This window comes from Pseudarthrobacter albicanus, from assembly GCF_018224015.1.
Taxonomy (GTDB): Bacteria; Actinomycetota; Actinomycetes; order Actinomycetales; family Micrococcaceae; genus Arthrobacter; species Arthrobacter albicanus.
On sequence record NZ_JAGPOT010000053.1, the window covers coordinates 15,006 to 31,543 of the forward strand.

Consider the following 16,538-nt stretch of genomic DNA (forward strand, 5'->3'; position numbering starts at 1 on the left):
CTTGCGACGTGTGGCTGCCCCGCTCCGGGCAGGCCTTCAATTTTACGCGACATCTATGGATTTTCCGAGTTCGGTGCCGTATGATCCGGTGATTTGCCGCCGGATCGGGACGGTTTGGCGCACTTCTTTTCCGCGGTTTCACCGCGCGGGTGCTGGGAACCGGGGGCATCCCCGGGGCCGCCGCCAAAATTTTTCCGCTGACGACGCCGGACAGCCGGTTTTCGCCCAGGATCGCCGCCTGCGGAACCGCGGAATGAGGGTATTCAGCGGGCTGGCGCAGCGCCTAGAGTGGATCCATCGGGGTGCCGGGCAGCCACCTGAAAAAGGCCACCTGAAAAGGCCGCACGCAAAGGCCGCACGAAGCGGCCAAACAAGGAGATCCTTCCATGACTGACGAAGACGGCAAGAAGAGCAACAAGGCAGAAAGCAACGACGGCGGGAAGCCGGCCGAGCCGGAAAAGGGCATCAAATCGCGCCTCAGCGATGCCCAGAAGGAAATGCTCGCCAGCAAATCCCGCGGCGGCGCCTCCTCGCAGAGCGTCGGGCACAGCCACAAGCCCACCCACGTCAGCGGAAAGCAGGGTCCCGCGGAGAAGAAAGTCCGCTGGTAACTCCTGCAGACATCTCCTGCGTGCCGACCTACGATGGATGGACACTTCATTTCACAGCGATCCATTCACAGCGATCCATTCACAGTGATTCAATCACAGCGATAATGCACGGCGGAAGGAAGAGCCATGGCGGAACACCACTCCGGCGAAGAGATCAAGCCTGAGGTAGCCAGCCACCTGGCCGGGTCCATGGACGAGGCCCCCGGCCCCGAACCGGTGCACCACGTTCCGCCGCCGGCGTCCGAGGGCCAGCAGTGGCCGGACGGCAGCGGCAAGCATCGCCACCCCAAGGAACATGACACCAAGCCTGGCCGGGCGGGCCATGAGGCCGCGGTGAATGCTGTCCACCGGACCGGACGGCCGGAAATGCCGCACTCCTCGTAGGAGCGTGGGCCAGTAGCGGTTCGCCCAAGGAACGCTAGAGGTTGCCCGCCTGCCCGGTGGTGGAGGCGCGCTCGATGAGCGTGCTGGCCAGGGTCCGCTGCGGTTCGGCGAGCACACGGCCGCGCATCAGCTCCTTCAATGCCCTGCCTGCCTGCTCCCCGAGCGCCGCCGCCGGCAGGTGCACGCTGGTCAGTGCCGGGCTGCTGGTGGCCGAATACGGCAGATCGTCGAACCCGGCCACGGCCAGCCGCCCCGGGATCGCGACGCCGGCAACCCGCGCCTCCTGGAGCACGCCGTAGGCGTGGGTGTCCGTGCAGCAGACGACGGCGGTGATCCCGCTGCGCTGCCAGGCGGGCCAGGCGCCGGCAAAGGCGGCGGCCGCGGCGCCGACGTCGATGGGGGTGCTGGCGAAGGCGCCGTCGGGCACCTCCATGCCGCTGGCGGCGGCCTGGGCCAGAAACGCCTCCCGGCGCACCCGGAACGTGGCCGTCCCGCCGGTGCTGTCCAGATACGCCACCCGGACATGGCCCAGGGCCGCCAGATGCTTGGCCAGCTCGCGGGCGCCGTGGCCCACATCAAGGTTGACGGACGGGGCGTAGTGTTCCACCCCCGGCGCATCCAGCAGCACCACGGGGGCAGTGCTGTGCAGCCGGTCCAGGAACGCCGCGTCCGGGGCATCCACCAGCAGCCCGGCCGGCCGCAGCGACATCAGCGCGCGGACCTCCTCCGGGGTGGGGAGCTGTCCGGCGTCGCTGACCGCCAGCAGCAACTGGTAGTCGGAGCCCAGGGCGGCGCGCACGCCGCCGATCACCTTGGCGAAGAAGGGGTTGGCGACGTCGGGGGCGGCCAGAATGACCAGATTGCTGCCGCCGCGGGCCAGCGAGCTGCCGATGCCGTCCACCACATAGCCGAGTTCCTCGATGGCGGCCGTGACGCGGGCGATGTTCTCCGCCGAGACGCGTCCCTCCGTCTTGCCGTTGGCCACGAGGGAGACGGTTGCGGTCGAGACGCCGGCCCGGGCGGCCACCATGGCGGCCGTGACGCGCACACCGGGCATGCCGGCCACGGCGGTTGCCTCCGCACGGGCGGGGATGGCACGGGCGGGGGTGGCACGGGGTTCGGGGGTGGATTCGTCGTTGGACCGCATGCCTCGATGGTATCGGCCAGCCAGCGTTCCTCGCGGGATCCACGCCGGATATGGCATCAAGCGCTTGACGCATCTCACGTTAAGCGCTTGACGTTACGGCGATGTGGTGCCACACTTTTTCTAAATGACTCTGCATGCCCCGGTGCAGAGGCCCCAAAGACGTGGAGTACTCATGACTGTCACATCCGCAACACCGCGCAAGATCATCCTGGACTGCGATCCCGGCCACGATGACGCCGTCGCCCTCCTGCTGGCGCACGGCAACCCGAACATCGAGCTGCTGGCGGTGACTACCGTGGTCGGCAACCAGACGCTGGCGAAGGTGACCCGCAATGCCCTGGCCGTGGGCACCATCGCCGGCATCACCGGCGTCCCGTTCGCCGCCGGCTGCGACCGCCCGCTGGTGCGCACCATCGAGAACGCCCCCGACATCCACGGCGACTCCGGCATGGACGGCCCCGACCAGCCCGAGTCCACGATCGAGCTGGACCCGCGCCACGCCGTCGACCTCATCATTGAGACGATCATGGCCCACGAGCCCGGCACCGTGACCCTTGTTCCCACCGCGGGGCTGACCAACATTGCCATGGCCGCCCGCAAGGAGCCGCGCATTGTTGACCGCGTGCAGGAGGTTGTCCTGATGGGCGGCGGCTACCACGTGGGCAACTGGAGCGCCGTGGCCGAGTTCAACATCAAGATCGACCCCGAGGCCGCGCACATCGTCTTCAACGAGAAATGGCCCGTGGTCATGGTGGGCCTGGACCTGACCCACCAGGCGCTGGCCACCCCTGAGGTGGTGGCGCAGATCGAGGCCGTGGGCACCAAGCCGGCCAAGTTTGTGATGGAACTGATGGAGTTCTTCACCAAGACCTACAAGGACGCCCAGGGCTTTGACTACCCGCCGGTGCACGATCCCTGCGCCGTCGCCTACGTCATTGACCCCACCGTCATGACCACCCGCAAGGTTCCGGTGGACATCGAGCTCACCGGCACGCTGACGCTCGGCATGACCGTGGCCGATTTCCGCGCCCCGGCCCCCGCCGACTGCCACACGTCCGTGGCCGTGGACCTGGACCATGCGAAGTTCTGGAACCTGGTGACGGACGCCCTGGTGCGGATCGGGGAGGTTGACCTGTGAGCACCTCTCTAACCGGCTCCAAGCCCGGCACCGCCAACATCGCCGCGCTGATGACGGCGCTGCTGGCCGCCTGCGTGGCGTTCCAGCTCAATGCCTCCATGCTCAGCCCCGCCCTGGTCACCATGGGCAGGGAACTGCACACGGACCAGGCCGTCATTGGCCTGTCCCAGACCTCCTTCTTCACCGCAGCAGCGCTGTTCTCGCTGTTCCTGCCGCGCCTGAGCGACATCGTGGGCCGCAAGAAGATCCTCGTCATCATGATGGTCCTGATGGCCGCGGGCTCCGTGATTTCCGCCCTGGCCCCCGACGTCACCTGGCTCTTTGTGGGCCGCATCGTCCAGGGCGTCAGCGGCCCCACCGTGCCGCTGTGCCTGATCATGCTGCGCTCGGCCGTCAGCGAGCCCAAGAAGTACGGCGTGCTGATGGGCCTCATCACCGCCGTCAACGGCGGCATCGCCGGCGTCGATTCCTTTGTGGGCGGCTACTTTGCCGAGCACTTCGGCTTCCGCAGCATCTTCTGGCTGATGGTGGCCCTGGCCGTCGTCGCCACGGGCCTGATTGTCTGGCTGGCCGGCGAAAGCAAGCCGGGCGAGGGCACCAGGATGGACTGGGCGGGCGTGTTCTTCATTGTGGTGGCCGTGGGCGCCCTGCTGACCGCGCTCAACCAGGCCTCTGCCCTGCTGGCCGGCTTCTCCGCCGCAACGCTGGCCTGGTCCGTGGGCCTGGCCGTCGTCGCCGTCGCCGCCTTTGCGCTGTTCTGGAACACGGAAAAGCGGTCCAAGCACCCCATGGTGGAGGTGGCGCACCTGCGCCAGCGCGCCACCTGGGCGCCGCTGCTGACCACCACGCTGACCATGACGGGCATCTTTGCCGTCATCAACGGCATTGTGCCCGCGTTCGTGCAGGCCGCGGACCCCGGTTTCGGGATCGGCGCCACGGAGATGTCGCTGCTGATCCTGACCCCGTACGCCCTGCTGGGCTGGGTGTTCGGCCCGATCAGCGGCCGGCTGGCTCCCGTGCTGGGCTACACCCGCGTGCTGCGCATCGGCATGGTGGGCTCGCTGGTGGCGCTGGCCATCATCGGCTTCTTTGGCCTGCACAGCCTGGGGCTGATGATCGCCGGCACCGTGCTGCTGGGCATCATGTACGCCGGCACCGTGAACATCATGCTCAACGGCCTGGGCGTGGTGCTCTCGCCCAAGGGCAACCCCGGGTTCCTGCCGGGCATGAACGCCGGAGCCTTCAACCTGGGCGCCGGGCTGAGCTTCCTGGTGCTGCCGGCCGTGCTGGTGGCCGCGGGCTCCATGGGCGGCGCGGGCTCCTACCTGGCCACCGTCGTCGTGGCCCTGGTGGTCACCGCGCTGGCCCTGGGCGCCTCGCTGCTGATCCCCCAGCCGGTTGAGGCCGAGGTGGCGCACTGACCATGGAGGCACCGACCAACACCCCGAACGCCGGCCGCATTGTGGTGGTGGGCTCGCTGAACGCGGACCTGACCATCTACACCGAGCGGCTGCCGCTGCCGGGCGAAACCCTGCACGGCAGCGGCTTTGCCGTGAACCCCGGCGGCAAGAGCGCCAACCAGGCCGTGGCCGCGGCCCGGCTGGGCGGCGCCGTCACGCTGATCGGCGCGGTGGGCAATGACGCGAACGGCGCCCTGCTGCTGGCGTCCACTGCCGGGGCTGGCGTGGACGTCGCACGCGTCCGGCACACGGCCGAGCCCACCGGCGTCGCGGTGATTTCCGTGGACGCGGCCGGGGAGAACTCGATCATCATCGCCGCCGGCGCCAACGGAACGCTGGCACCTGAGCATCTGGACGCGGCCGCCTTCGACGGCGCCGCCGTCGTCGGGCTGTGCCTGGAGGTGCCGCTGGCGACGGTGCAGGCGGCCGCGCAGGCCGGGCACGACGCCGGCGCCCGGGTGCTGCTGAACCTCTCGCCGTATGCGCAGATTCCGCAGGCGCTGGCGGGGCTGACGGATGTGCTGCTGGTCAACGCCCACGAGGCCTCGCAATTCCTGGGCGGCTTCGCGATGCCCGCCCCGGAGGCGCCGGAGGCCGAGTGGGAGCCCGCCGTGGCGCAGTTTGCCGCCCACGGGCTGGCGCAGGTGCTGGTGACGCTGGGCTCGCAGGGCTCCGTGGTGCTGGACTCAACCTCCGCCACCCCGGCGGTGCGGATTGCGCCCACCCGGGTGGACGCCGTGGACACCACCGGCGCCGGCGACGCCTTTACCGGCGGGGTGGCCGCACGCCTGGCCGCCGGCGACTCCCTGGTGGACGCCGCCCGCTACGCCTCCGTGTCCGCTGCCATGGCGGCCACCCGCAAGGGCACCCAGACGGCGTACCCCACCGCCGCGGAGGTCAGCGACTTCCGCTCGCCTTCGTAGCGTTCGTGGCGCGTGGCGCCTGGCGCCTGGCGCGTGGCGCCACTGCGGCGGCCGTTCATCCCTGTTCCACCACCACGTCCGCCGGTGTCTTGTCGAGCCGCCAGCCGCGCCACACCGGGTGCCGGAGTTTTCCGCTGCCCGTCCATTCCCCGTAGCTGACTTCTCCGACGAGCCTGGCGCTCACCCAATGGGCATCGGAGGCGTCTTCCGCCGGCACCTCCTTGAAGGGCGAGGTCTTGCGCCCCAGGGCGTCCAGCTGCTGCCGCAGTTCCTTGAGCTCGCGGGAGCTGAAGCCGGTTCCCACCCGCCCCACGTAGCGCAGCCTGGAGCCGTCCGGGATCCCCACCAGCAGCGAGCCCACCGACTGCTCCCGCTCGCCCTTCCCCGTACGCCAGCCGCCGACCACCACTTCCTGGGTGCGCTCGAACTTCAGCTTGAGCCAGGACTGGCTCCGCTGCCCGACGTAGCGGCCGTCCGTCCGCTTGGCCATGACGCCCTCCATCCCCAGTTCGCGGACGGACTCCAGGATGTACTGGGCCTCGTCGTCGATCACTCCGGAGAGCTCCACCGGGCAGCCGGAGGGCCGGAAGAACGCCTCCAGGCGGGCCCGGCGGGCCCGCAGGGGCAGGCGGCGGAGGTCTTCGCCGCCGTCGGACAGCAGATCGAAGAGCATCAGCCGCACCGGGATGGAGGCACGCGCCTTCGCGACGTCGTCGGGCCGGGTGAGTTTCATCCGTCCCTGCAGGTGCCCAAAATCGGGCATGCCGGAGAGCCCGGGGGCGATGATCTCGCCGTCGGCGACGAAGTCCTGTTCAGGCCAGCAGGCGCGGTCCGTCAGTTCCGGGTACGTCGCGGACACATCTTTGCCGTTGCGGCTGATGAGACGGATCTTCGTGGCATCAGCCATGATCAGGGCCCGCACCCCGTCCCACTTGAGTTCAAACTGCCAGTCCTTGTCCGGCAGGTCCGCGAGTGTTCCGGGGCTGGCGAGCATGGGCGTGAAGCCGGGGGCAGGGGTGGCGACGGCGGCAGCAGCGGGGGACCCGGCGGAAGCGGCGGCGGCCCCGGGTTCCTCCGTCTCCGCGCTGTCCCCGGGCGGAGGGGTGGTGTGTCCGTGTTTCGAACCCTGGAGGTCCATCAGATGGATGAGCCACTGGTCGTTGCCTTGGCCGGTGTGGATCAGCGCGAACCTGCGGGTGCCGCCCAGGCCGCCGCCCTCCCCGCCGGTGAGAGTGGCGATGACCTCCTTGCCCGCGATCCATTTCTCGCACTCGTAGTACCCCCGATCCCAGATGCTGACCGTCCCGGCCCCGTACTGGCCCTTGGGGATGGTGCCCTCGAAGTCCGCGTAGTCCATCGGATGGTCCTCGGTCTGGACCGCGAGGTGGTTCTGCGAGCCTGAGGTGGGGACGCCCCTGGGCAGGGCCCAGGAGACCAGCACACCGTCGCGCTCCAGCCGGAAGTCGTGGTGCAGCCGGCGGGCGTGGTGTTCCTGGATCACGAACTTTTCCCGGGGCGTGCCGGCGTCCGCCGCGCTGCTGTGCCGTTCCGCGGTGAACGGCTCGGGAGTCGCGGCCGCGTCCCGCTTGCTGTGGTACCGCTCCAGGCGGGGGTCCTCGTCACCGCCCTGGCCCTCACCGCCGACGTCGTGACCCTCGCGACCGCTGCTGGCGCTGCCCGCGGCGCCGGTTTCGGGATGCCCGCCGTGACGGGCGCCCCCGGAGATCGCGGCGAAGGGGTCCTTGCCTGCCTTCACCCGCGTCATCACCTCCCGGTAGTCCAGCTGGTGCAGCGAGGCGGAGCTGAGCTCGCGCCAGGTCCGGGGGGCCGCCACCATCGGTTTCAGCCGCCCGCGCAGGGAATAGGGGACGATGGTGGTTTTCGCGGCGTTGTTCTGGCTCCAGTCCACCAGGACCTTGCCGGCGCGCAGCGTCTTCTTCATGTCGCTCACCGCCAGCTCCGGATGGTCGGCCTCCAGCGCCCGGGCCAGTTCATGGGCGAAGTCCGAGATCTGATCGGAACTCTGGGTCCCGTCCAGCGCGGCGTAGAGGTGGATGCCCTTGCTGCCGCTGGTCACCGGCACCGGGTCCAGGCCCACGTCCTGCAGGATGGCGCGGGCCAGCCTGGCGACCTCCGCGCATTCGGCCAGGCCCGCCCCCTCGCCCGGGTCCAGGTCCAGCACCAGCCGGTCCGGCGGCGTCGCGTTCCCGTGCGAGTCCACGCGCCACTGCGGCACATGGATCTCCAGGGCACCGATCTGCGCGAGCCAGGCCAGCGTGGCCGCGTCGTTGACGAGCGGGTACTGGTTGGTGCGCTCCTTGTGAGCGATCGAGGCCCGGGGCACCCAGCCGGGCGTCGAGTCGTCCAGGTTCTTCTGGAAGAACATCTCGCCCGGGGCCTCCGCGGTGCCCACCCCGTGCACCCAGCGCTTCCGGGTGGCGGGCCGGTTGGCGGCGGCGGGGATCAGCACCGGCGCCACGGCCGCGTAGTAGGCCAGGACGTCGCCCTTGGTGGTGCCGGTTTCCGGATACATCACCTTGTCCAGGCTGCTCACCACCAGTTCGCGGCCGCCGACCCGGACACGCTGCCTGCCGCCGGACGGGCCCGGATCCTTGGCCGGAGTCTTACCGTTGGCCAAAAGGCTTCACCTCCGCACAAGTCTGATGTTCACTTGATCCATGAGAGCCATCTGGAAAGGCGCGATAGCGTTCGGGCTGGTCAACGTCCCCGTCAAGGTCTACAGCGCCACCGAGGACCACGACATCAGCCTGCACCAGGTCCACAACGCCGACGGCGGACGGATCCGCTACCAGCGCCGCTGCGAGGTGTGCAGCAAGATCGTGGACTACGAGGACATCGACAAGGCCTACGAGGACGAAGGCCGCACCGTCGTCCTCAGCCGGGAGGAGCTCAAGTCCATCCCCGCGGAGAACAGCCATGAGATCGAAGTGGTGCAGTTCGTTCCGGCCGAGCAGCTCGATCCCATCACGTTCGAGAAGAGCTATTACCTGGAACCGGACTCGAAGTCGCCCAAGGCGTACGTGCTGCTGCGCCGGGCCCTCGAGGACACGGACCGGGTGGCCATTGTCCAGTTTGCCCTGCGCGAGAAGACCCGGCTGGGTGCCCTGCGGATCCGCGACGACGTGCTGATGCTGCAGTCCCTGCTCTGGGCCGACGAGGTGCGCGAAGCCAGCTTCCCGGCCCTGGAAGCCTCCGTCCGCATCTCCGCCCAGGAGCGGGAAATGTCCGCCGCCCTGGTGGATTCGATGGCCGCCGACTTCGAACCGGAACAGTTCACGGACGATTACCAGGTCCAGCTCCGCCAGCTCATCGAGGCGAAGCTGGAGAAGGGGGAGTCGCTGGACACCGAGGAGACCTTCGGTGCCGCCGCCGCGGAAGCCGGCAACGGCGAGGTGATCGACCTGATGGAGGCGCTCAAGCGGAGCCTGGACAAGAAGCGCGGGGCCGGGGGTGCGTCGTCCGATCAGGACGAGCCCGCCGACAAGCCTGCCGGAAAGACCGCCCCGAAGTCGGCGCCTGCCCAGGCCGCCGTGAAAACCGCCCCGAAGACCGCCGCAAAGGCGGCCCCGAAGGCTTCGTCGAGGACGGCCGCCAGGGCCGCCCCTAAAGCTGCGGCCAAGAGCACCCGCAAGGGGGCCTGAGGCTTCGGAAGGGCAGTCCCTGCCAGCCGCCGGCATCGGGATCAGGAGTTCCTGAGCGCGGAGATGAGTTCGCTCTTCTTTTTCGCCGAGTAGCCCGTGAGGCCGATTTCCTTGGCGCGTTGCTTCAGTTGGGGGACTGTCCAGTCCTCATAGTCACCGGCTTTGCCGCCCTTGCGCCCGACGGCGGAACGGCCCCGCTTTGCGGCGGCGTTGGAGATGCGGGCCGCTTTCTGTTTGGAGGCGCCGTCCTGCCGGAGTTCCTCGTACAGTTCCGGGTCCTTGATGCTGGGGTTCTCGGAGCCCGGCGGGGCGTTCTTCTTCGTGGGCATGGCTACCGCGCCCCCTGCGGGCCGGCGGCGGTGGCCGGACCGGCGTCGTCGACTTCAATGCTTTCCTGCACGCTTGCCACTGGTGATCTCCTTCGCTTGAAACTCAAGCTGCGGCCGTCCACAGGAAGCTGTGCCGCGGATTCCAAACTAACGGCGCCACTTCGTGCTGACAAGCACTTACGAGCAGCTGTTCCGTGGATCGTCCAGCCAGTCCCTCCGCGGTTCCGCGGCCGCAGCTTCGGAGACGAGCCCTGGAGCCCAACGTCGCGGCGCACCCCGCGGCCGGTGCGCTGTCCGGCTCCGTGCGTCTCAATGATGGGCCATGTTAACCGACCCGCCTCCTGAATTTCCCGGATCGTCGAACCAGGCCGGGCTGGTTCCTGCGAGTCCCAGGACGCTGACGGCGATCGCCGCCACCACCGGGAGCGAGCGGATGTGGGCTGATGCGAGTGGGCGTCCGGGGATCCGTTCCTTGCCTCGGAGCAGGACGACGGCCGCCAGCAGGGTGCCCAGTTCCAGGAAACCGGCAGCACAGTCAGCGAGGCCGACCGTTTCGGGGACGCCGGCGTCGGGTCCGAAGGGCAGCCCGGCTGTGCGGGAGTACGACCACAGTGCCAGCGGCACGATCGAGAGTGCGACGGCGGCCAGGAGCGGGGTGCGCTTGCCGCCGAGCAGCAGGAGGCCAACGGCGAGCTCTGCTGCTGCGAGGACACAGAAGAACAGGCTGGCGGCGGGCCACTCGGCCAGGTGCCCGGGTACGACGGCGGCGTGGATGCCGGCGCTGCCGAACAGCGCGGCAGCCAGAAACAGACGTCGGTGGTCAATCCGGCCGCTGCGGGCCGTGCGTTGTCGTGTTCGGCTGACGTCCAGCCGGCCGCCCCGGATCGCCACCACCCAGCCGATCGCCACGACGTTGGTGACGAGGATTATCGCGCTGCCGTAGCCGAGTGCGGCAAGCTGTAGCCCGAGGGACGCCTGCCCTAGGCTTGGGTCGGGGCTTGCCGCCCCGCCGTGGTGCATCGAGTCCATGAGCTGGAGCTGCAGCTGGTAGTCCCAGGCGGAGCTGGCAGCAATCTCAGCGATGCCGACAAGTGTGCCCGCCCCCGCGACCAGGAGCCCCGTGGCCATGACCGTACGCGGCCTGGAGAGGACCGGCCCGAACCATCGCAGCGCCAGCGTGAGGGCTGCCAGCACGGCCAACATGAACAATGGGAGGACTGCGGTGGACTCGTGCAGCCAGCTCGCAAAGGGCTCCTGCGTGCGCTCGATGGCACCAACGGCACCCCGCAGCACAACCATCCAGAAGCCGTCAGCGAAGGCCATCACGACGGCCAGCAACACGACCGTCAACCAGGGGACGGCCGGGCGGCCAGGGGCCACGCCGCTTCGCCCGTGGACGGAGCTGGGGAGTGCTGTCTTCTCTATCATCTTCCATTACCTCGCATGTCCGTTGTCGGGGCCGGGCTTGTCTGGCGCGGCAAACGCCGGCCCCGGGTCCACTAGGAAGGGCGGGAGGCGGTCACGGCGTGATCTCCCAGCCGAACATCATGGCGTGGTCCTCGTGGGCCAGGTTGTGGCAGTGCGCCACGTAGGGTCCGACGAAGTCCCGGAATCCGCGGTAGATGATCACCGCCTCACCGGGATCGAGCGCCACCAGGTCCTCCCGTGAGACGTCGTCCGGATGCGAGGGGTCTCCGCGGGTCACGTCCTTGTTGTTGCGCATGACGGTGCGGTGCTCCTCCATGTGGAGGTGGAAGGGGTGCACCCAGCCGCCGCCGCCGTTGCGGATCTCCCAGAGGTTGAAGCTGTTCTTCTTCTGCTGGGCGAGCGGCGTGGCGCCGGCTTTGTTTAGCAGGCTCGTGGCCACGGTGGAAGGCTCGAACGGCTTGCCGTTGATGAGCCATTCGATCTCGCCGCCCAGGCTGCCGCGTTCCACCTCGAAGATCAGGCGGTTGTCCAGCAGGTTCTTCCAGTTGCCCGGCAGCGGCGGGAGCGGACGCAGGGGCATTTGGGGCGCCGGGATCTGGCTGTCGTCCGGCGCGTCGTCGCCGATCACGAACTTCAGGACCGGCACCCGGTACGCCGGATCAGGGAGGAAGCGCGACGAGTTGGACCACATCCGGCCGTTGGGCATCTTCATGACGTTGGTGAGGTAGATGACGTCGCCCTTGGTGGTTGGCGTGCCGTCCTGGTACCGGGTGAAGTCGATGATGACCTCGCGCCTCTTGGCCGGCCACAGTTCGAACGAGTCCCGGGTGATCGGGAACGGCAGGAGTCCGCCGTCGGAGGCGATCTGGGTGAACTTCATGCACTGCTGCGCGTCCTCGATGCGGTACTGGCCCTCGAGTTCGTCGCCGATGTAGCCGAGCGACGCCGAGGATTTCGGGCCCTGGGTCGAGCTCATCAGCTTGAACTCATAGATCCTCGAGACCGAGGCGTCCAGGAACCGGAAGCGGTACTTGCGCCGCTTCACCTCCAGCACCGGGTTTGCCGTGCCGTTGACCGTGAAGATGTCGCCCACGAAACCGTGGTTGGGGAAGTGCTTGAAAAACGTCTTGCCCCACCATTCGGGGTGCTTGGCCGGGTTGTGGGCGGCCGGGAACTCGCCCATTCCGTCGTGGACGTCCTTGTGCACCGTGACGCCGTCGTCCAGGCGGGTGTCGTAGAAGGCCAGCGGGATGTCGTACTCGACGTCGAAGGACCCGTCCGAGTTGTCTTTGCGGACGCCCGGCAGGTGGAGGCCCTGGCGCTCGTCTCCCATGTCCATTCCGTACTTCGGGTCGTAGATGGGGTACAGGCCCACCAGGCCCTTGTAGACGTTGGAGCCGGTGTGGTCCATCCGGTGGTCGTGGAACCAGAAGAAGCTCTGCTTCTCGTGATCATCGCCACCGGCGGGCCAGTTCAGGTACAGGTTGTCGACGAACATCTGCGGCAAATAGCCCATGCGCTTGGGACCGGACGTCATCGAATAGTGCGGGTTGCCGTCGCTTTCGGGCGCGGTGTGCCCGTTGTGCAGGTGGGTCAGGAACGACCAGTCCGGGGACCCGAAGTCCTGGCGGTCAAGATACATCGGGTTCTCGTCCAGATGGTTCTCGAAGCGGACGAGCACCGGTTTGCCGTACTCGGCGTTGATCATGGGCCCGGGGAACGTTCCGTTGAAGCCGTAAATCGTACTGAACGGCAGACTCCGTTCGGTGCCCGCGGGGTACGATTTGCGCTGATCGTCAAACGAGACCGTCGGGCGGCCCATGGCATCAATCGGCAGCACCTTCGAGTTGGTGAACGCGTGGGCCCGAAGCAGCACGTCGATCTTGTACACGATCGGATCCGGATAGCCGATCGTGTACGGCCAGATCTGGTGCCGCTCGTTGACCAGTGAGTTCTGCTGGCCCACGCCAGGTCCCGGGGGCTTCGCCCACGAGCTGAAGTCCGACTTCGACACCGGGGCCAGCGCCTTGGGGATCGTCAGCATGTCGTCGAACGGCTTCAGGATCAACGGGCTCGTCGGGAATGCCTCGGTGTAAAACAACAGGTCACCGAGCTTTGTGGACGAGGCGGCGAAAGCGCCGTCGGCCGAGAGCAGACCCCTCTGGGCCAGAAAAGGGCCGCCCCAGCCCTCTGCTGCGACCAGCGCGGCACCGGCTCCCCCCGCTGCCCCCAACCGCAAGAGCGTACGGCGGGACAGCCCCCCCGCGTTTATGGATTTCTCGGACATTTGTGCGTGCCTCCTTCATGCGGGCCGAAGGGCTCCTGCGGCCAAGGGTGGTGATCCCGTGTGCGTGGTCCCCAAGAATGAAGATCCCGATCACGGGGAATCTCCCCGCCTTATGCGGTGAGCATTTGCTTTCGATTCCCACCCGGCCACTGTGACTTGCGGACCTTGGGAAAAATTGGGTTCTGCCCGACCAGGGTTTGAGGCCGCGTGGCCGGACTGGTTACCCCTTGATGACAGAGATGGTCAGGCTCGTTTCCGTGGGCGAGTGGTCCCTATTGACGGCGACCATTACCACCTGGAAACCGTTCCGGTGCAGCTGTGCGGTGCCGCTGGGCGTGAAGCCATGAGAGGTGTAGAAGCCGGTGGCGGAGGCCAGGGCGTCGTATTGGACCCCCGTTCCCCCGAAAACAACGCATGGTTCCGGCCTCCAAAAACTTCACTCCGATGAAGTCCCATGGGCCGCAGGCAGCCTGAGAACCGACGGCACGTCAATCCTGCGCCGCCCCGGGCGATTGAGCCCGACTACCAACCCCTCAACATGAGCCGATGGTCAGCCGCCACTTCTGCGGCTCCCACCGGGGGAGCCTGACACGCCCCGGTTTGGAAAACCTTGTGCACCGCGTCCGCAGGTTGAAGGATTTTTCATGATGCGGCCACGACGACGGGCGGCCTGCTTCCGGAACGCCGAAGGCCCGGCCGCACCTTTTCAGGGGTGCGGCCGGGCCTTCTGCGCTGCGGGATGCTACTCGGCGTCGTGGTCCGTCTCGAGGACCTGGACGAGGCGGTCCAGGGCCGCTTCGGCGCCTTTCCCCTCGGCGCGCAACACCACGACCTCGCCGTGGGCGGCTCCCAGGCTCATCAGGGACAGGATGCTCGCGGCATCCATGGCCTCGTCTTCCGGTTCGCCCAGCCGGGCAATGGTGATCTCGAGATCGAACTCGCCTGCTGCCTCGGCAAAGATGGCTGCCGGACGGGCATGCAGCCCCACGCGGCTGGCAATGGTGGCGTTACGTTCGGTCATTTCTGCTCCTTGAATATCAGTACGTTCAGCTTGGGGAAGGATTTCCTGGACCGGGTCAGACGGTTACGGGAACCGCTTCAACCGTATCAACGGTCTTCTTGACTGCCCAGCGCTTGAGCGCGATCACGGCGAAGGCCGACACCACGGTTCCGACCGCTATGGAGACAAAGAACATCAGGAAGTTGTCGATCGCGAAGAAGACGAAGAATCCGCCGTGCGGTGCCTTGGAGCCGACGCCGAAGGCCATCGACATGGCGCCGGTGACTGCACCGCCGAGCATGCTGGCCGGAATGACGCGCAGCGGGTCCGCCGCGGCGAACGGGATGGCGCCTTCGGAGATGAAGGAGGCACCCAGCAGCCACGCGGCCTTGCCGTTTTCACGCTCGGCCAGGCTGAAGCGCTGCTTGTCCAGTACGGTCGACGCGAGTGCCATGGCCAGCGGCGGGACCATGCCGGCGGCCATGACCGCGGCCATGATCTGCCACGGCGCCTGGTTTTCCAGGGTCGCGGCGCCGAGGCCGGCGACGGCGAATGAGTAGGCAACCTTGTTGACGGGTCCGCCGAGGTCGAAGCACATCATGAGGCCGAGGATCACGCCGAGGGCGATGGCGCTGGCGCCGGTCAGGCCGGACAGCCACGTGTTCAGACCCTTGGTGATCGCGACGATCGGTCCACCCAGGATCAGGAACATCAGGCCGGAGGCAACGAGCGATGCGACCAGCGGAATGATCACCACGGGCATGAGGCCACGCAGCCAGCGGGCGACCTGGATCCGGCCGATGACGTGTGCGATATACCCGGCGAGCAGGCCGCCGACGATGCCGCCGAGGAAGCCGGCGCCCATGAACCCGGCAACGGCGCCTGCGACGAAACCGGGGGCGATGCCGGGCCGGTCAGCGATGGCGAAGGCGATGTACCCGGCCAGCGCCGGAACCAGGAAGCCGAGGGACAATGCGCCGATCTTGAACAGGACGGCCCCGAGGTAGGCGCCGAGCGGGCCCCACGCGTTGTCCGGGAACTGGGTGGGCAGGTTGAAGAGGCTGTTGTCCACGACGATCGCATCCGCGTACTTCGTGATCAGGTAGCCGCCCATGAGGAACCCGAGGGCGATCAGCAGACCGCCGCCCGCCACGAACGGGATCATGTAGCTGACACCGGTGAGGAGAGCCTTCTTCAGCTTCTGGCCGATGTGCTCGCCCCTTTCCTCGGCCTCGTGCTCGGCCTGCTCCTCGGCCCCGAAGTGCGGCACCCGGCGCGCGTTCGGGTTGTCCGCTGCGGCCAGGGCCTCCTGGACCATCTTCTCCGGCTCGTCGATGCCGCGCTTGACCGGGGCGTTGATGACCGGCTTGCCGGCGAAGCGCTCCTTGCCGCGGACATCCACATCGACGGCGAAGATGACGGCGTCGGCGGCGGCGATGACCGCGGGATCCAGCGGCTTGGCGCCGGAGGAACCCTGGGTCTCCACCTGGAGGTCCACGCTCATTTCCTTGGCCGCGGCCACCAGCGAATCGGCGGCCATGTAGGTGTGGGCGATGCCGGTGGGGCAGGCGGTGACTGCCACGAGGCGCTTGGGGGCGGTGGTTGAGCCTGTCGAAACCGCGGCGGTGGCAGGAGCGGCCGGAGCGGCCGGGGCGGCCGGGGCATTAGCTGACAGGCCGGCTTCGGCCGGGGCTTCGGCGGTGTGGGCCGCGGGTTTGTCCGCGAGGGCGCCGTCGACCAGTTCAACGATCTCCGCCGGGGAACCGGCATCACGCAGGGCTGCCCGGAAGTCCTTTTTGATCAGCGAGCGGGCCAGCCGGGAGAGCAGCTTGAGGTGCTCCTGGTCCGCGCCTTCGGGAGCGGCGATGAAGAAGACGAGGTCCGCCGGGCCGTCCTTGGCGCCGAAATCGACCGGCCGGGAGAGCCGTGCCATGGCCAGGGTGGGCTCGGTGACCGCCGTCGAGCGGCAATGCGGGATCGCGATGCCGCCGGGTACGCCGGTGGCGGTCTTCTGCTCCCGGGCGAAGGCGTCGGCGAAGAGGCCTTCGACTTCGGTGGCGCGTCCGTTGGCCGCAACTCTGCCTGCCAGGTGCCGGATCACGTCCTCGGGCGAACCGCCCAGGTCCTGGTCGAGCTCGACCAGTTCGGTGGTAATGAGCTGAGTCACTG

13 protein-coding genes are annotated in these 16,538 nt (G+C 68.1%); 6 read left to right on the top strand and 7 right to left on the bottom strand.

Features of this window, described 5'->3' with window-relative positions; genetic code table 11:
• The first annotated feature begins 386 nt into the window (after window positions 1-386).
• On the top strand, window positions 387-611 hold the full coding sequence (locus J9611_RS12755; protein WP_211880729.1) for a hypothetical protein: 225 nt from the start codon (window positions 387-389) through the stop codon (window positions 609-611).
• A 126-nt stretch (window positions 612-737) separates the two neighbouring features.
• Window positions 738-995, top strand: a complete 258-nt coding sequence (locus J9611_RS12760; RefSeq protein ID WP_211880692.1) for a hypothetical protein — start codon at window positions 738-740, stop codon at window positions 993-995.
• 34 nt (window positions 996-1,029) lie between these two features.
• On the opposite strand, the gene J9611_RS12765 is transcribed toward J9611_RS12760, so the two are convergent.
• Window positions 1,030-2,025: a LacI family DNA-binding transcriptional regulator gene (locus J9611_RS12765; protein ID WP_211880727.1), complete on the bottom strand. Its 996-nt coding sequence runs from the start codon at window positions 2,023-2,025 to the stop codon at window positions 1,030-1,032.
• A 289-nt stretch (window positions 2,026-2,314) separates the two neighbouring features.
• Between J9611_RS12765 and uriH the strand changes: the two genes are divergently transcribed.
• The 3 genes from uriH to J9611_RS12780 are packed head-to-tail and all read left to right on the top strand — an operon-like array spanning window position 2,315 to window position 5,663.
• Window positions 2,315-3,280 carry a uridine-preferring nucleoside hydrolase UriH gene (gene uriH / locus J9611_RS12770; RefSeq protein WP_211880693.1) on the top strand — a complete coding sequence of 322 codons (966 nt, stop codon included), beginning with the start codon at window positions 2,315-2,317 and terminating at the stop codon, window positions 3,278-3,280.
• Window positions 3,277-4,701 carry a uridine transporter UriT gene (gene uriT / locus J9611_RS12775; RefSeq protein ID WP_443701381.1) on the top strand — a complete coding sequence of 475 codons (1,425 nt, stop codon included), beginning with the start codon at window positions 3,277-3,279 and terminating at the stop codon, window positions 4,699-4,701. The genes uriH and uriT overlap by 4 nt, the downstream gene beginning before the upstream one ends.
• Window positions 4,702-4,703: 2 nt before the next feature.
• Window positions 4,704-5,663 (top strand): ribokinase, encoded by a 960-nt coding sequence (locus J9611_RS12780; protein ID WP_211880694.1) that lies wholly within the window; start codon window positions 4,704-4,706, stop codon window positions 5,661-5,663.
• Between the two features lie 55 nt (window positions 5,664-5,718).
• On the opposite strand, the gene J9611_RS12785 is transcribed toward J9611_RS12780, so the two are convergent.
• Window positions 5,719-8,196 carry an ATP-dependent DNA ligase gene (locus J9611_RS12785; protein WP_246527770.1) on the bottom strand — a complete coding sequence of 826 codons (2,478 nt, stop codon included), beginning with the start codon at window positions 8,194-8,196 and terminating at the stop codon, window positions 5,719-5,721.
• A gap of 145 nt (window positions 8,197-8,341) precedes the next feature.
• Between J9611_RS12785 and ku the strand changes: the two genes are divergently transcribed.
• On the top strand, window positions 8,342-9,325 hold the full coding sequence (ku, locus tag J9611_RS12790) for a non-homologous end joining protein Ku (RefSeq protein ID WP_211880696.1): 984 nt from the start codon (window positions 8,342-8,344) through the stop codon (window positions 9,323-9,325).
• Between the two features lie 41 nt (window positions 9,326-9,366).
• Here ku and J9611_RS12795 read toward each other — a convergent pair whose 3' ends face one another.
• The 5 genes from J9611_RS12795 to J9611_RS12815 all read right to left on the bottom strand — a co-directional run bounded on the left by J9611_RS12795 (window position 9,367) and on the right by J9611_RS12815 (window position 16,536).
• Complete coding sequence (locus tag J9611_RS12795) at window positions 9,367-9,654, bottom strand: DUF7218 family protein (RefSeq protein WP_211880697.1); 288 nt, start codon at window positions 9,652-9,654, stop codon at window positions 9,367-9,369.
• Between the two features lie 309 nt (window positions 9,655-9,963).
• Window positions 9,964-11,082 (bottom strand): hypothetical protein, encoded by a 1,119-nt coding sequence (locus tag J9611_RS12800; protein WP_211880698.1) that lies wholly within the window; start codon window positions 11,080-11,082, stop codon window positions 9,964-9,966.
• A 91-nt stretch (window positions 11,083-11,173) separates the two neighbouring features.
• Window positions 11,174-13,369, bottom strand: coding sequence for a multicopper oxidase family protein (locus J9611_RS12805; protein WP_211880699.1), 2,196 nt, complete (start codon window positions 13,367-13,369; stop codon window positions 11,174-11,176).
• 742 nt (window positions 13,370-14,111) lie between these two features.
• On the bottom strand, window positions 14,112-14,390 hold the full coding sequence (locus J9611_RS12810; protein WP_211880700.1) for an HPr family phosphocarrier protein: 279 nt from the start codon (window positions 14,388-14,390) through the stop codon (window positions 14,112-14,114).
• A 55-nt stretch (window positions 14,391-14,445) separates the two neighbouring features.
• Entirely contained in the window at window positions 14,446-16,536 is a 2,091-nt protein-coding gene (locus tag J9611_RS12815; RefSeq protein ID WP_211880701.1) for a PTS fructose transporter subunit IIABC, read from the bottom strand.
• Between the last annotated feature and the right edge of the window lie 2 nt (window positions 16,537-16,538).

What these genes read in the sequence shown, in the direction of transcription:
- J9611_RS12785 (WP_246527770.1), bottom strand. Translation starts at nt 8,196, where the DNA reads ATGTATCCGGAAACCGGCACCACCAAGGGCGACGTCCTGGCCTACTAC.
- J9611_RS12780 (WP_211880694.1), top strand. Translation starts at nt 4,704, where the DNA reads ATGGAGGCACCGACCAACACCCCGAACGCCGGCCGCATTGTGGTGGTG.
- J9611_RS12800 (WP_211880698.1), bottom strand. Translation starts at nt 11,082, where the DNA reads ATGATAGAGAAGACAGCACTCCCCAGCTCCGTCCACGGGCGAAGCGGC.
- J9611_RS12805 (WP_211880699.1), bottom strand. Translation starts at nt 13,369, where the DNA reads ATGTCCGAGAAATCCATAAACGCGGGGGGGCTGTCCCGCCGTACGCTC.
- J9611_RS12810 (WP_211880700.1), bottom strand. Translation starts at nt 14,390, where the DNA reads ATGACCGAACGTAACGCCACCATTGCCAGCCGCGTGGGGCTGCATGCC.
- J9611_RS12755 (WP_211880729.1), top strand. Translation starts at nt 387, where the DNA reads ATGACTGACGAAGACGGCAAGAAGAGCAACAAGGCAGAAAGCAACGAC.
- J9611_RS12795 (WP_211880697.1), bottom strand. Translation starts at nt 9,654, where the DNA reads ATGCCCACGAAGAAGAACGCCCCGCCGGGCTCCGAGAACCCCAGCATC.
- uriH (WP_211880693.1), top strand. Translation starts at nt 2,315, where the DNA reads ATGACTGTCACATCCGCAACACCGCGCAAGATCATCCTGGACTGCGAT.
- J9611_RS12765 (WP_211880727.1), bottom strand. Translation starts at nt 2,025, where the DNA reads ATGGTGGCCGCCCGGGCCGGCGTCTCGACCGCAACCGTCTCCCTCGTG.
- ku (WP_211880696.1), top strand. Translation starts at nt 8,342, where the DNA reads ATGAGAGCCATCTGGAAAGGCGCGATAGCGTTCGGGCTGGTCAACGTC.
- J9611_RS12760 (WP_211880692.1), top strand. Translation starts at nt 738, where the DNA reads ATGGCGGAACACCACTCCGGCGAAGAGATCAAGCCTGAGGTAGCCAGC.